The 13,438-nt window shown below is 56.9% G+C and carries 14 protein-coding genes and 1 other annotated feature; of the genes, 3 read left to right on the forward strand and 11 right to left on the reverse strand.

What is annotated here, in order from left to right; all coding sequences use genetic code 11:
* Positions 1–43: 43 nt before the first annotated feature.
* Positions 44–790: a GntR family transcriptional regulator gene (locus QMG44_RS17455; RefSeq protein ID WP_014167973.1), complete on the forward strand. Its 747-nt coding sequence runs from the start codon at positions 44–46 to the stop codon at positions 788–790.
* Here QMG44_RS17455 and QMG44_RS17460 read toward each other — a convergent pair.
* The 3 genes from QMG44_RS17460 to ibpA all read right to left on the reverse strand — a co-directional run bounded on the left by QMG44_RS17460 (position 758) and on the right by ibpA (position 3,547).
* On the reverse strand, positions 758–2,419 hold the full coding sequence (locus tag QMG44_RS17460; protein WP_086533055.1) for a putative transporter: 1,662 nt from the start codon (positions 2,417–2,419) through the stop codon (positions 758–760). The genes QMG44_RS17455 and QMG44_RS17460 overlap by 33 nt on opposite strands.
* Before the next feature lie 152 nt (positions 2,420–2,571).
* Positions 2,572–3,000, reverse strand: coding sequence for a small heat shock chaperone IbpB (gene ibpB, locus QMG44_RS17465; protein WP_025202652.1), 429 nt, complete (start codon positions 2,998–3,000; stop codon positions 2,572–2,574).
* Positions 3,001–3,136: 136 nt separating this feature from the next.
* Positions 3,137–3,547, reverse strand: a complete 411-nt coding sequence (gene ibpA / locus QMG44_RS17470) for a small heat shock chaperone IbpA (RefSeq protein ID WP_008500162.1) — start codon at positions 3,545–3,547, stop codon at positions 3,137–3,139.
* Positions 3,541–3,613, reverse strand: a sequence feature (ROSE (Repression Of Heat Shock gene Expression) occurs in the 5'-region of heat shock genes and acts as an RNA thermometer to modulate expression.). Its footprint overlaps the gene before it by 7 nt.
* 248 nt (positions 3,614–3,861) lie before the next feature.
* Between ibpA and QMG44_RS17475 the strand changes: the two genes are divergently transcribed.
* The gene (locus QMG44_RS17475) at positions 3,862–4,179 is read left to right on the forward strand and encodes a YceK/YidQ family lipoprotein (RefSeq protein ID WP_025202651.1); all 318 of its coding nucleotides are present in this window, start codon (positions 3,862–3,864) and stop codon (positions 4,177–4,179) included.
* 10 nt (positions 4,180–4,189) lie between these two features.
* Here the strand turns inward: QMG44_RS17475 and QMG44_RS17480 are convergent, their stop codons facing one another.
* The 8 genes from QMG44_RS17480 to QMG44_RS17515 form a co-directional block, all read right to left on the reverse strand.
* Positions 4,190–5,419, reverse strand: a complete 1,230-nt coding sequence (locus tag QMG44_RS17480) for a DUF3748 domain-containing protein (RefSeq protein WP_207622575.1) — start codon at positions 5,417–5,419, stop codon at positions 4,190–4,192.
* A 51-nt stretch (positions 5,420–5,470) separates the two neighbouring features.
* Complete coding sequence (locus QMG44_RS17485; RefSeq protein WP_086533053.1) at positions 5,471–6,808, reverse strand: MFS transporter; 1,338 nt, start codon at positions 6,806–6,808, stop codon at positions 5,471–5,473.
* A gap of 72 nt (positions 6,809–6,880) precedes the next feature.
* Positions 6,881–8,029, reverse strand: coding sequence for a galactonate dehydratase (dgoD, locus tag QMG44_RS17490; RefSeq protein WP_014167964.1), 1,149 nt, complete (start codon positions 8,027–8,029; stop codon positions 6,881–6,883).
* On the reverse strand, positions 8,026–8,643 hold the full coding sequence (locus tag QMG44_RS17495; RefSeq protein WP_086533052.1) for a 2-dehydro-3-deoxy-6-phosphogalactonate aldolase: 618 nt from the start codon (positions 8,641–8,643) through the stop codon (positions 8,026–8,028). Before QMG44_RS17495 ends, dgoD begins: the two co-directional genes overlap by 4 nt.
* Positions 8,627–9,505 (reverse strand): 2-dehydro-3-deoxygalactonokinase, encoded by an 879-nt coding sequence (locus QMG44_RS17500; RefSeq protein WP_086533051.1) that lies wholly within the window; start codon positions 9,503–9,505, stop codon positions 8,627–8,629. The genes QMG44_RS17495 and QMG44_RS17500 overlap by 17 nt, the downstream gene beginning before the upstream one ends.
* Entirely contained in the window at positions 9,502–10,191 is a 690-nt protein-coding gene (gene dgoR / locus QMG44_RS17505; protein WP_006177594.1) for a D-galactonate utilization transcriptional regulator DgoR, read from the reverse strand. Before dgoR ends, QMG44_RS17500 begins: the two co-directional genes overlap by 4 nt.
* 226 nt (positions 10,192–10,417) lie before the next feature.
* A complete protein-coding gene (gene yidA / locus QMG44_RS17510; RefSeq protein ID WP_020882751.1) occupies positions 10,418–11,230 on the reverse strand; it encodes a sugar-phosphatase in 813 nt (270 codons plus the stop codon).
* A gap of 113 nt (positions 11,231–11,343) precedes the next feature.
* Positions 11,344–12,369 carry an NAD(P)-dependent alcohol dehydrogenase gene (locus QMG44_RS17515; protein ID WP_044865921.1) on the reverse strand — a complete coding sequence of 342 codons (1,026 nt, stop codon included), beginning with the start codon at positions 12,367–12,369 and terminating at the stop codon, positions 11,344–11,346.
* Positions 12,370–12,478: 109 nt separating this feature from the next.
* Here QMG44_RS17515 and QMG44_RS17520 point away from each other — a divergent pair, with 109 nt between their 5' ends.
* Positions 12,479–13,426, forward strand: a complete 948-nt coding sequence (locus QMG44_RS17520; RefSeq protein WP_086533050.1) for a LysR family transcriptional regulator — start codon at positions 12,479–12,481, stop codon at positions 13,424–13,426.
* The last annotated feature ends 12 nt before the right edge of the window (positions 13,427–13,438 follow it).

Genomic DNA, 13,438 nt, shown 5'->3' on the forward strand with positions numbered 1-13,438 from the left:
CAGGACGCAAGCCACGCGTTAATACGGGCAGAGAGGTCTACTGGTGATCTACAAATCTATCGCGGACAGGTTGCGGCTGCGGCTAAATTCGTCGGACTACAATATCGGGAGTCCGCTGCCGGGTGAGAAAGCGCTGGCGCAGGAGTTTGGCGTGGCGCGGATGACCATTCGAAAGGCGCTGGATCTGCTGGTGAACTGGGGGCTGGTTGAACGCCGACACGGTAGCGGGACATTCGTGGCGCGTAAAGATGTCCACCACGAAACCACCAATCTGACCGGGCTGGTGGAGGTGCTGCGCCAGCAGGGAAAAGAGGTGCAGAGCAAGGTGCTACAGTTCGAAGTGATGCCCGCCCCGCCCGCTATCGCCAGCCAGCTCCGCATTCAGGTGGATGAGCGCATCTACTTCTCGCGCCGGGTGCGTTATGTCGACGGAAAGCCCCTGATGCTGGAGGACAGCTTTATGCCCGTGAAGCTGTTCCGCACGCTTTCACTGGCACATCTGGAGGGGTCGAAGTTTGATTACATCGAGAAGGAGTGCGGGATAACCATCAGCGGCAACTACGAGAGCCTGACGCCGGTGCTGGCAGATAAACAGCTCGCCGGTTACCTGAACCTGCCGGAACAGACGCCGCTGCTGCGGATAACGTCTCTTTCCTACAGCGACAGCGGCGAATTTCTCAATTATTCCGTGATGTTCCGTAATACCCGTGATTACCAGGTGGACTACCATCTGCGGCGCATCCACCCGGACGATCTGCTAACTCATCCCCCAGAACAGCACCGCCAGTAGCTGCGGGGTAATAATGCGCAGGAACATCACCAGCGGGTAGACCGTGGCGTATGACAGCGCCGCCGCGCCGCTGGTGGCGTGCAGGTTGTTGGCAAAGGCCAGTGCGGGTGGGTCAGTCATTGATCCGGCGAGCATGCCGCAGAGCGTCAGATAGTTCATTTTGGCGAACATCCGCGCCAGAATCCCCATCGTCAGGAGCGGAATCGCCGTGATAAATATCCCGTAGCCGACCCAGCTCATCCCCTCGCCCTTCACCAGGGTATCGATAAAATCGCCCCCGGATTTCAGGCCGACCACCGCCAGAAACAGCACAATCCCCAGCTCGCGCAGCGCCAGGTTGGCGCTCGGCGGCATAAACCAGTAGAGCTTACCGATACAGCCGATACGCCCGAGGATCAGCGCCATAATCAGCGGTCCACCCGCCAGGCCCAGCTTGAGCGCGACCGGAAAACCCGGGACATACAGCGGAATGGAGCCAAGCAGCACCCCCAGCCCGATACCGATAAAGACCGGCAACATTTGCACCTGCTGCAGTTTTTGCTGGGCGTTACCCACCATGTCCGCTACCGCATCAATGGATGACGGGCGCCCAACCAGGTTCAGGATATCGCCGAACTGCAGGCTGGCTTCCGGGCTGGCAACCAGTTCCACCCCAGCACGGTTAAGACGGGAGATCACGACGTCATAGCGCTCTTTAACCTGCAAATCGCGTATTTTCTTGCCAAGCACGTGCTCGTTGGTCACCACGACGCGCTCTACGCGCATATCGGTGCCGCGTGTGGAGAGCGAGGTCTCCACCTCCTGACCAATCACCAGCCGCGCGTTGTTTAAATCCCCGAGCTGTCCGACCAGGTGCAGCAGGTCACCCTGCTGAATAATGGTCCCGGGCGCAGGTACCATCAGCATATCGTCACGTTTAAGGCGTGAGCAGATAATATTGGCGCTGTTCAGGATCGGCACATCCTGAATCGCCATATTGTTGAGGTTGGGGTTATCGACGCGAATGTTGATGGTTTTGATCGGCATATGGCCGTTGGTGAGCGTAGTTTCGTGGTCTTTTGCCTCGTTTTCGACGTTAATGCGAAAGAGTACCCGCACCAGCCACATGGAGAGCAGAATGCCGCAAATCCCAAACGGATAGGCCATGGCGTAGCTCATCCCCATCTGGTCGACAATACCGGGAGAGATGCCAAGGTCGCGCAAAATTTGCTGCCCTGCACCCAGTGCAGGCGTATTGGTGACCGCCCCGGAGAAAATACCCAGCACCACCGGCAGCGGAATATCGAAGAGCTTATGCAGAATGGCGGTGACCAGCCCTCCCATCACCACAATGCCGAAGGCAAACAGGTTCAGCCGTAATCCGGAGACCCGAAGGGAAGCGAAAAAGCCAGGCCCCACCTGAATACCGATGGTGTAGACGAAGAGGATCAGACCGAATTCCTGGATGAAATGGAGCATTTCGGCGCTGAGCACCAGCCCAAGCTGGTCGGCGAAATGGCCGACAAAAATCCCGCCGAACAGCACCCCGCCTATCCCAAATCCGACGCCGCGGATTTTAACATTGCCAATCCACAGACCCACCACTGCGACCAGGGCCAACACGCTAACGGTTAACGCGATATCACTCATGATCCACTTCCTGTGCATAACCTTAGTTATGCTACGGATTCTCTCAGAGCCGCACGCGGTTGTATGGGCGATGGCGCACAAAAAAGCCCTGCCGGGGCAGGGCGTTATCTTTTCATCCTCTCCCTGTGGGAGAGGCAACAACCCGCAGAGGGTTAACTGTTCAGCGCAGGACGCTCGCTAATGGCGATACGCTGCGGTGCAATGGCTTCCGGCACGTTGCGGGTCAGGTCGATATGCAGCAGCCCGTTGGTAAATGTCGCGCCGGACACTTCCATATGGTCAGCCAGAGTAAAGCTCAGGCTAAACGGCTGATTAACCAGGCCCTGGTGCAGCCATTTGGTCTCGGTTTCTTGTTTTTCCGGCGTACCTTTCACGGTCAGGCGCGTGCCTTCGAGCTGAATATCCAGATCGTCCTGGCGGAACCCGGCCAGCGCAAGGGTGATGCGATAGTGGTTGTCATCGCTTTTTTCGATGTTGTACGGCGGAAACGTCTGTTGCTCGGTGGTGCTTTGCAGGGCATTAGCCAGTTTGTCAAAACCAATCCACTGACGCAACAGGGGGGATAAATCGTAGTTACGCATACTAAATCTCCTTCTGAGAAGCGAGTTCGGCACAGTTTATTTTTGTGCGCAGTTGTTCCTGCAAATCCTCATGGATTCACATATGCTCCCATTACGGCAAGCAATTCTGGGTGGGCCGCTCGCGCGACCCGCATAATCAGTTGATCTCGATACGGCGCGGTTTTTTCTCTTCCGGAATCACACGTTCCAGTTCGATAAACAGCAGGCCGTTGACCAGGTTCGCGCCTTTCACGTGAATGTTCTCGGCTAACTGGAACTTGCGTTCAAAGTTGCGCTCGGCGATACCCTGATAAAGGTAGGTGCGTTCTTTCTGCTCGGCCGTATGTGAACCTTTCACCACCAGCAGGTTGTCCTGCGCGGTGATCTCCAGTTCGTTCTCTGCAAAACCGGCGACGGCAATGGCGATGCGGTAGTGGTTTTCATCAACCAGTTCAACATTGTATGGAGGGTAGCCGTTGCTCTGGCTTTGGTTATTTTCTAAATGGTTAAACAGGCGGTCAAAACCAATTGCAGAACGGTATAGCGGGGAAAGATCGAAGTTACGCATAAATAAAAGCTCCTGAAATCAGCGAGAAATTGTAGCCTTCCACCATGGACAGGCCAGTGTGCCCCTGAACACCCCTCAGGCGTGTTCGTTATCGGGTTACATTCTTAAAATGGGTCTGGAACCGGTCTTTTCAAGCGCAGCAGGCGCACTTTTTTTTGCACTTTCGTGCATCTCGCTTAGACTGGGACAACAGCACAAAGGGTTAAATTGCGATGGCTGCCACAGTGCGGGGTTATCGGGCTATCCATTTTGAACGAGGCTCGCTATAACCCTGAGTTGCAGGTTTATGCAGTGCCATTAACGATGACTGAGTGATGATGAAAAATGTTCTGATAAAGCTGACGACGTTCAGCGGGGTTGTTTTACTTTGCGGGTGTTCGAGCGTGATGTCTCACACCGGCGGTAAAGAAGGAACATATCCGGGGACGCGTGCCAGCGCTGAGATGATCTCCGATGACGATACCAACTGGGGCACAAAATCCCTGGTCATCCTGGATATGCCGTTTACGGCTGTGGCCGATACGCTTTTGCTGCCGTGGGATATGTTCCGTAAGGACAGCTCCGTGCGCTCGCGGGTAGAGAAAAGCGAGCAGCAAAATCTGGCCACCAATTCCGTCATTCCACCCGCTTAACGCCAACGCGTTAACGCTGCCCGGTTTCCGTTAGCCAAAGCTGACGGAAACCTTCTGTCTCTTCCATCCATGCAATAAAACGCCCGTCCGGGGAAAACACGACCGCATCACCAGACGGTGGATTGCCGTGATCGGACGTCAAAAACGTCACCTCTCCGGTTTGCACATCACAGCAGGCAATCCGCTCTTCCAGCACAAATCCCAGACAGTGACCGGCTGGGTGCCAGGTAAATGCCGACTGAATGTCACTTTCGTTATGCGTCAACTGGCGTGGTTCGCCGCCTTCTGGAGCGATAAGCCACAGCTGCACAATGCCCTTATCATCACGCATCAGAAACGCAATCTGCGTCCCCTGCGGGTTACAGCGCACCCAGTGACGCGGCACGTTTACCAGCCCCGGGAATGCCCGCTGGTGGGTAAAGGTCAGCCGGCGCTGCATGACACCCGCCGGGGGCGCAGGCAGCGTCTCAGGAGTCCCCTGCAGCGGCGCATCGCCCGCGCGTTTCCATCCCTGCTCGTCGTTGGGCAGATCCACAATAAACAGTTCTGGCACTTTCTCGCCTGTCGCAGACACGGTATCGCCGATAAATGCCAGCCTGTCATTGCCCACCCAGCCCTCTTCATAGGCTCGGTTGATCTCATCGCTGCCGGGCTGAGGCGCGGGCGTCGTGCGGCTCACCAGCACGCTCCAGAAGGTGCCGGAATATTCACGTGGATGCGTCCCTTGCGGCGTCACCGGGCCAAAAGGCGCTGCGACGCCGACGTTGCGTAAATCGAGCTTCGGGTCACGCTCATGCAATACATGGTCGTTGTAGGTAAAGCTCACGAACTGTCCGTCAGGGCTAAAAACGTGCACGTGGCTGCCGCCACGCAGCGCGCCTGCGGTATAAGGCGACGTGATATCCATGGCGTCCAGGTTACTCACCTGACCGTTGTGTACAACCACGCCCTGACGATGATGAAAATCGTAGTGCCAGTCTGCATCCGGGTTTTCCGGGCCGTGGATAAAGACATATTTGTCCTGCTGCGGATGAACGGTCACCACGCCAACATGCGCACCGTGACTGGCGCGATAGATCACCTCGACGTCACCCGTAATAACATTGACCCGCTCAATGGTTTCACCGGTAAACGATGCGCCGGACGGACGCACATCGTAGGCCAGCCACTGGCTGTCCGGCGTCCAGGTATTGATATTGGTAAGCTGGTGATGACGGGAGGCGAAGGTGATTTGTTTCATGGCGTTACCCTGATGCGCAGTTATCGCATCAGGGTAAAACATTGCGGGGAATTAGCCTACACGTTTGACGTCACCCACCAGCAGGATGTAGGAGAGCGCACCGAGCAAGGCCACCGCGGAGATATAGATCAGTGCCGGGCCAAAGCCATAGTCCTGAGCCAGATAACCGATGACCAGCGGAACCGTGATCCCCCCCAGTCCACCGACAAAGTTGAACACGCCACCGGTCAGACCAATCAGGCGCATCGGGGCCAGCGAGGAGACCAGCGACCAGGTGATGGAGGCAAAACCGTTACCGAAGAACGCAATCGCCATCAGCGTCATAATCCAGACCGGATCGTTGGTGTAGTTTGCGCCCATGATGCAGGTGGAGATCAGCAGCCCGCAGATAATAGGCGTTTTACGCGCGACACCCAGCGAGAACCCTTTTTTCAACAGCCTGTCCGCCAGCCAGCCAGAAAGCAGTACACCAAAGAAGGCCGCCAGGAACGGTACGGTGGTCATAAAGCCTGCCTTCAGCGCGGTGATGCCTTTTTCCTGGGTCAGATAGTTCGGGAACCAGGTCAGGAAGAACCACAGCGTGGAGGTCACCGCGAACTGCCCCAGATAAACCCCCACCAACTTGCGGTGGAAAACCAGCTTCCAGTCGGCTTTGGTCAGCGGCTGACGCGCCTCTTTTTTCACCGGCGCATCGCCATCCACCAGGCCGCCACCGTCGCGGATATAGTCCAGTTCAGCTTTGCTGATACTTTTGGTGAGACGCGGCGGTTGATAGACCTTGAACCAGATCAACGACCAGATAATGCCGATCCCCCCGGTCACAATAAAGACCCAGTGCCAGCTCAGCAGTTCCTGGATCCAGATCAGCAGCGGCGTCAGGAACGCCAGGCCGACAAACTGCCCGGAGGTGTAGAACCCAACGGCCGAGGCGCGTTCATGCTCCGGGAACCAGCTGGTCACCATGCGGTTATTGGTCGGAAACGCCGGGGCTTCGAAAATCCCGGTGATCGCACGCAGGCCAATCAGCGACATCAGCCCGGTGGCAAAGCCCTGGAACAGGGTCGCCACCGACCAGCCGAAGATGGCAATGAAATAGGTCAGGCGCGAGCCGACGCGGTCAAGGAACCAGCCGCCGGGGATCTGGCACAGCGTATACAGCCAGGCAAACGCCGAAAAGACGTAGCCCATTTCCGCTTTGCTGATCCCAAACTCCTCCTGAATATGGGCTGAAGCCACGGCAAGGTTGGCGCGGTCAACGTAACAGATGACCACAGTAATAAAGATCATGACCAGCGTCAGGTAGCGCCGACGCCCGGTTTTTGCAGCAGTAACAGGAATATCCATCGCAATCTGTCTCCAGATTTTGGGCATAGCGAAGCCGCTCACCATGCCCTGTAATTTACAGAGGGTGTGTTTGTTATTGTTGAAATTACTTTTTAGTGGCGATGTGCTTAGGCTGAATTACCACTCAGCGACAGAGCCATCTTCATGACGCCATAACGGGTTGCGCCAGTCAGGCGCGTTTTTACTCAGCTCAATGACTTTGGCTTCGTCGATATCCACGCCAAGGCCCGGCTTCGTTAACGGTTTAAAGAAACCGCCTTCCATGCTGAAATCATCTTTGTTTTTCACAAAGTCGAGCAGTTCCGCGCCCTTGTTATAGTGAATGCCCATGCTCTGTTCCTGGAACACCGCGTTACGCGAGACAAAGTCGACGTGCAGACAGGCTGCCAGTGCGATCGGCCCCAGCGGACAATGCGGTGCCAGCGCCACGTCGTAGGCTTCCGCCATCCCGGCGATTTTGTAGCATTCCGTGATGCCGCCGGCATGCGACAGATCCGGCTGCAATATCGCCAGGCCGCCAGCTTCCAGCACGCGTTTGAACTCGAAGCGCGAGAACATGCGCTCACCGGCGGCAATCGGGATATGCGTCTGTGCGGCCAGTTTCGGGTAGTACTCCGCCTGCTCGGCCAACACCGGCTCTTCGATAAACAGCGGACGGTACGGCTCCAGCTCTTTAATCAGCACTTTGGCCATCGGCGCGCTGACGCGACCGTGGAAGTCCAGGCCAAACTCAATCTCGTTGCCGAACGCTTCACGGATCTGCGCCACGGTATTTACCGCGCGGTCTACCGCCCGTGCGTTGTCGATGACGCCCATCTCTTCGCAGCCATTCAGTTTAAAGGTGTCAAAACCAATATTGCGCAGCTGCCTGATACCGTCGATCACTTCCGCGGGACGGTCGCCGCCCACCCAGCTGTAGGCTTTGATTTTGTCGCGCACCAGGCCGCCCATCAGCTGCCAGACCGGGGCATTCAGCACTTTGCCTTTGATATCCCATAATGCCTGGTCGATACCGGCGATGGCGCTCATCAGAACCGGTCCACCCCGGTAGAAACCTGCGCGGTACATCACCTGCCACAGGTCGTTGATGCGGGCAGGATCTTGTCCTGTCAGGTACTCGCCCAGCTCATGCACCGCCGCTTCCACGGTACGCGCACGCCCTTCAATGACCGGTTCGCCCCAGCCGACCACGCCTTCATCGGTTTCGATTTTCAGGAACAGCCAACGCGGCGGTAAACGGTACGTGGTGAGTTTGGTTATTTTCATTTCACTGCCTCTCGATACGCTTTCACAAATGCGGCCGCCTGCTGTGCGGTACGTTCGACGGATTGCCCGGCGCGATAGAGATCGCTGCCCAGACCCGCCCCGACACAACCTGCGTTGATCCACTGCGCCAGGTTTTCTGGCGTAACTCCCCCCACGGCAAAGACCGGTACGCTGGCGGGCAATACCGCTTTCAGCGCGCTGATATAGACCGGACCAAAAGCCGATGACGGGAAAATTTTGAGCGACTGCGCGCCCGCATCGAGAGCCGCGAACGCTTCTGTTGCCGTTGCGCATCCCGGGCAGACGGTCATGCCGTAGCCCACTGCGCGACGGATCACCTCAGGGTGAATATTCGGCGTCACAATCAGCCTGCAGCCCATCTGCGCAAGCTGGTCCACCTGCTCCGGTTGCAGAACGGTGCCAGCGCCAATCAACGCCTTATCACCAAACGCGTCCACGACCGCCGGGATGCTCTTTTCCCACTGTGGGGAATTAAGCGGTATTTCCACGGCGTCAAAACCGGCGTCGATCGCTGCGCCTACGTGCGCTAATACCTCGTCGGGCGTGACGCCGCGCAGGATAGCGATGAGGGGAAGATTAGTTTGCCACTGCATGAGCGATGCTCCTTATTCCTGCCTGAAATACCGTGTCGCCCTCTACCGCCGCCACGTCCCGCCCGATGGCATCGAACGCCTGGCGGTAGCGAGAGGTCAGCGATGAACCCGCGACGAGGGTGATGGTCTGTTGCCCGGCGAACTGCTCGCTCAGGCTGGCGACTTCCGCGCCAATCAACAGGCCCGATAAAAATTCGCTGACCTGGGTACGGGGAAGCGTGCCCAGTACATGCGAAGCGCGAACTTCAAAAAGTTGCGGCAAAACGGCAGGGCTGGCGATACCCCGCTCCAGCCCGGCGGCAAAGGCCTCGGGCGAAGCGTCCTGCTCCGGCAACCCCGCGCCCACCAGCGAGTGCGTCAGCAGCAAGTGGTGCAGCTCACCGGTCATCACGGTGCGAAAATCGTGGATGTGCTCAGCGTCGGCCTGCACCCATTTACAGTGCGTGCCGGGCATGACGTAGACAGAAGAAGGAGAGAGCGTGCGCGCGCCAAGGAGCTGGGTCTCTTCGCCGCGCATCACATTGTGGTTATCGTTCCGGGAAACGCACAATCCTGGAATAATCCAGATATTGTCACCAACGGACGTTAACTGCTCGCCAATGGCAGCGAACGCGGCAGGTACGGGCAGATAAGGCGCGATCTTCCAGCCCACGTTACTGCCCACCATGCCCGCCATGACCACCGGCGTGGCGCCCTCGCGCCAGTTGTGTGTCACCTCTGCTAACACCGCCTCGGGGGATTTACCGTTCAGGCGCGTCACGCCTGCTTCTGATTGCCTGCTTTCCAGGCACTGCTCGCCCTGATACAGCCAGGCGCGCAGATTGGTCGATCCCCAGTCAATAGCGATGTAGCGAGATGTCATGTGATTTCCTTCAACCTTCGTGTCGAGCTGGCGATCATCGTGAGTGCCGCCTGCTCTGCCGCATCGCCGTCCTGATGCCGGATAGCATCGAACAGCGCTTTATGTTCCTGGAGCGTTTTTGGCATGTTGGCCTCATCGCCCATCCAGGTTCGTTCAAATACCGCGCGCTGTAGCGAGCTGATGGCAACGCTAAGCTGCTGTAATACCGGGTTATGAACCGACTGCAGCACCGCTTCGTGATAGCGGATGTCCGCTTCGTTGAACGCATCCCGGTTCTGGTTATTGGCAATCATGTCGTTCAGGGCGGACTCAATCTGAGCCAGGTCTCCTGACGTTGCACGTTCCGCAGCCCAACGGGCGATGGCCGGCTCTACCAGGTTTCGTACCTCACTCATCGCGCCAATCAGCCTTGGGTCGTAGTCGTTTTCCAGCACCCACTGCAGGACATCGGTGTCGAGGTAGTTCCACTGATTACGCGGGGCGACAAAGGCGCCGCGGTAGCGCTTCATTTCAATCAGCCGCTTTGCCATGAGCGAGCGAAACACTTCCCGAATGATGTTGCGCGAGGTTTCAAACTCCTCACACAGCTCTGCCTCAGCAGGCAGCGGTGAACCGGGAACGTACTTTCCACCCACGATCTGGGTGCCCAGCGTGATGACGATGCGATCGGTTTTATTGAGAGTCATGGAGAGTCCTTATGCTCTGTATGTTCAGGACTACTTTACCTCGACCGCTGAATTTCGCCTCACTTTTGCAGTACAAACGTGACGCCTTTCGTCATTACCGTGGTTGTAATGTAGTACAATCAATTAATGTTGTACTACAATCCAGATCACAAAAAGAACAATTCGATAAATTCAGCGCAAAAAAAAGCCCCGGTTGATAACCGAGGCTGATGAGCGTGAAACGCTGTTACTGCAGAACAAATTTCTCGATCGCGTAGGCAACGCCGTCTTCGAGGTTAGATTTGGTCACGAAATTGGCCACGTCTTTCACCGACGGGATCGCATTGTCCATTGCCACACCCATGCCCGCATATTCAATCATCGCAATGTCGTTTTCCTGATCGCCCAGCGCCATGATCTCGTCCGGTTTGATGCCCAGCGTATCTGCCAGCGATTTCACACCGGTGCCTTTATTGACGCGTTTATCCAGGATTTCGAGGAAGTACGGCGCACTTTTCAGCACGGTGTATTTCTCTTTTACCTCAGCCGGAATGCGCGCAATCGCTTTATCCAGGATATCTGGCTCATCAATCATCATCACTTTCAGGAACTGGGTGCCCGGATCCATTTTCTCAGCTTCGCAGAACACCAGTGGGATCGTCGCGACATAGGATTCATGTACGGTGTAATAGCTGATATCACGGTTAGCGGTATAGAGCGTATTGCGATCGAGCGCGTGGAAATGGGAACCGACCTCGCGGGACAGTTTTTCCAGGAACAGGTAATCGTCATAGTTCAGCGCGGTTTGCGCCACCGTGCTGCCATCCGCCGCCTTCTGTACCAGCGCACCGTTATAGGTAATGCAGTAATCGCCCGGCTGATTCATGTGCAGCTCTTTCAGGTAGCTGTGCACGCCCGCATACGGACGACCGGTGGTCAGTACCACATTCACGCCTTTTGCGCGCGCAGCGGCAATCGCGTTTTTAACGGCTGGAGAAATAGTGTGGTCTGGCAGCAACAGCGTGCCGTCCATGTCGATAGCAATAAGTTTGATAGCCATAGGGTCCCCGGGATAAATGAGTGCTGCCTCATGCTAACGCGATTAAGCCCACAAAAATAGAGCTACATTGCGCAACAAAAGCCCCCTTTTACGCCTGCCCCGGGGATAACGGCTTACTCGCGGGTGAGGACTATTTTGCCAAAAGCACCGCGGTCGAGGTGTACAAGCGCCTCTTCAAGCTGGTTAAAACGGTAGCGGTGTTCAATCACCGGTTTCAGCCCCGTGACATCAACCGCGCGGACAAAATCTTCCAGCGCACGGCGGTGCCCGACGCCAATCCCCTGAATCACCGGTGATTTCAGCAAGAGTTCGCTGGCAGGCAGCGAGATTTCACTCCCGGCCAACACGCCAATGACGGATATGCGCCCGTGAACGGCAACGGCCCGCAGGGAATGTCTCAGGTTCTCCCCGCCAACGGTTTCAATAATATGGTCGATACCGCGATCCTGCGTCAGCGCGTAAATCTCGTCAGCCCAGTTCCCTTTAAGCCGGTTGATGCCCCGATCGGCACCGAGCGTTTTAGCCAGCGCCAGTTTTTCATCACTGCCCGACGTCACAAAAACTTCTGCACCGTGTGCTTTGGCGATTTGCAACGCGAAGATTGCGACACCGCCTGTGCCTTGCACCAGCACCGACTGTCCGGCACGTAACTGTCCGCGCTCCACCAGCGCAAACCATGCGGTAAGCCCCGCGCAAGGTAAGGTGCTGGCCTCTGCGTCATCCAGCGTTTCCGGGGCGGCCACCAGCCAGTTTTCACGCATGATCACGTATTCAGACAGCATCCCCTGGAAGTAACCGCCCAGCGTCTGGTAGGGCAAATTGCGGGCGTCGCCTTTCGGTTTACCGTCTACCCACTCCGGAGAGAAGGTGGAGATGACGCGAGCACCGGGTTTAAAGCGGGTAACGCCTTCACCCGTACTGTCCACCACGCCTGCCATGTCAGATGCCGGGGTAAACGGGAAGGAGAGCGCGATCGGCATGTTGCCTTCGATGACCATTTTATCGCGATAGTTGAGCGCGACAGCGTTCACCCGCACGCGCACTTCACCCGGGCCCGGCTGGGGTACAGGCGCCTGAGTGAGTCTGAGGTTTTCACGCCCAAGGGCGTCCATTGACCAGCGTTGCATCATCTCTGTCATCTTTTTCTCCTGTTATCAAATGCACTTCAGTACTGACAGTCTAACGTTGACTCATGGTCGCCAGTGGCGATACCTTTTCCCACTATTGATTCCTGAAGAACGACAATCCATGACCGATACGCTGAAGGATATTCCCGTTTTTGTCGCCGCCGTAGAGGCAGGCAGTTTTGCTCAGGCCGCGGTGCGTTTGCATTTGTCGCGCTCGGCGGTAGGGAAAAGCGTTGCTCGCCTTGAAGCGCGGCTGGGAGTACGCCTGTTTCAGCGCACAACGCGTAGCCAAAGCCTGACCGATAACGGTGCCCTTTTTTATGAACGCTGCCTGCGAGCACTCCAGGAAATCCGTGGCGCGGAGTCGCTGCTGGAAACAGGGAAACATCAGGTGAGTGGCCGTCTGCGTGTTGCCATGCCGGTGCTGTTTGGTCGCCAGTGCATCGCCCCGCTGCTGATAGCCTTGACGCAGGAACATCCTGCCCTTGAGCTGGAAATGTCATTCAGCGATCGCGTAGTGGATATCGTCGAGGAAGGGTTTGATATGGCGGTGCGAAACGGCGCACTGCCGGACAGCACCATGCTGGTCGCCAGACGCCTGGGGGAACACCGAATGGTGCTGTGCGCCGCGCCGGAATACCTGAGGAATAACGGCCAGCCTGAAACCGTTGGCGATTTACGCCAGCATAAGGCCATTAACTACCTGCGTGCCGGCAGGGTGTTACCGTGGGAACTGGCGGACCACGAAGGCACGCAGCACACCCTAATTCCCCGCTCATCCCTCAATATGGACGATCTGCAGGCTATCTGCGACGCAGCGCTGGCCGGGCATGGTATGGCATGGTTACCCTGCTGGATGGTGCGCAAAGAGCTGCAGAATGGAAGGCTCATCCCACTCTTAAAACAGGCACCGGATGTGCGTTTCGACGTTCACGCGGTCTGGCAGCAGACGCCGCATCTGCCCCTGCGAGTCAGGATTGCGGTCGACATGCTGGTCAGCCGGTTACCGTCAGTCCTGTCACTGGAGCTGGATGCTGATAATTCTGCGCCCATAAAAAAGCCGCGCTAAACGCGCGGCCTC

The organism is Enterobacter sp. 200527-13 (assembly GCF_027924865.1).
Classification (GTDB): domain Bacteria; phylum Pseudomonadota; class Gammaproteobacteria; order Enterobacterales; family Enterobacteriaceae; genus Enterobacter; species Enterobacter ludwigii.

Bases quoted from the DNA above. Each gene is read 5' to 3' on its own strand.
- QMG44_RS17460 (WP_086533055.1), bottom strand. From the start codon at position 2,419: ATGAGTGATATCGCGTTAACCGTTAGCGTGTTGGCCCTGGTCGCAGTG.
- ibpB (WP_025202652.1), bottom strand. From the start codon at position 3,000: ATGCGTAACTACGATTTATCCCCCCTGTTGCGTCAGTGGATTGGTTTT.
- ibpA (WP_008500162.1), bottom strand. From the start codon at position 3,547: ATGCGTAACTTCGATCTTTCCCCGCTATACCGTTCTGCAATTGGTTTT.
- QMG44_RS17475 (WP_025202651.1), top strand. From the start codon at position 3,862: ATGATGAAAAATGTTCTGATAAAGCTGACGACGTTCAGCGGGGTTGTT.
- QMG44_RS17480 (WP_207622575.1), bottom strand. From the start codon at position 5,419: ATGAAACAAATCACCTTCGCCTCCCGTCATCACCAGCTTACCAATATC.
- QMG44_RS17485 (WP_086533053.1), bottom strand. From the start codon at position 6,808: ATGGTGAGCGGCTTCGCTATGCCCAAAATCTGGAGACAGATTGCGATG.
- dgoD (WP_014167964.1), bottom strand. From the start codon at position 8,029: ATGAAAATAACCAAACTCACCACGTACCGTTTACCGCCGCGTTGGCTG.
- QMG44_RS17495 (WP_086533052.1), bottom strand. From the start codon at position 8,643: ATGCAGTGGCAAACTAATCTTCCCCTCATCGCTATCCTGCGCGGCGTC.
- QMG44_RS17500 (WP_086533051.1), bottom strand. From the start codon at position 9,505: ATGACATCTCGCTACATCGCTATTGACTGGGGATCGACCAATCTGCGC.
- dgoR (WP_006177594.1), bottom strand. From the start codon at position 10,191: ATGACTCTCAATAAAACCGATCGCATCGTCATCACGCTGGGCACCCAG.
- yidA (WP_020882751.1), bottom strand. From the start codon at position 11,230: ATGGCTATCAAACTTATTGCTATCGACATGGACGGCACGCTGTTGCTG.
- QMG44_RS17515 (WP_044865921.1), bottom strand. From the start codon at position 12,369: ATGACAGAGATGATGCAACGCTGGTCAATGGACGCCCTTGGGCGTGAA.
- QMG44_RS17520 (WP_086533050.1), top strand. From the start codon at position 12,479: ATGACCGATACGCTGAAGGATATTCCCGTTTTTGTCGCCGCCGTAGAG.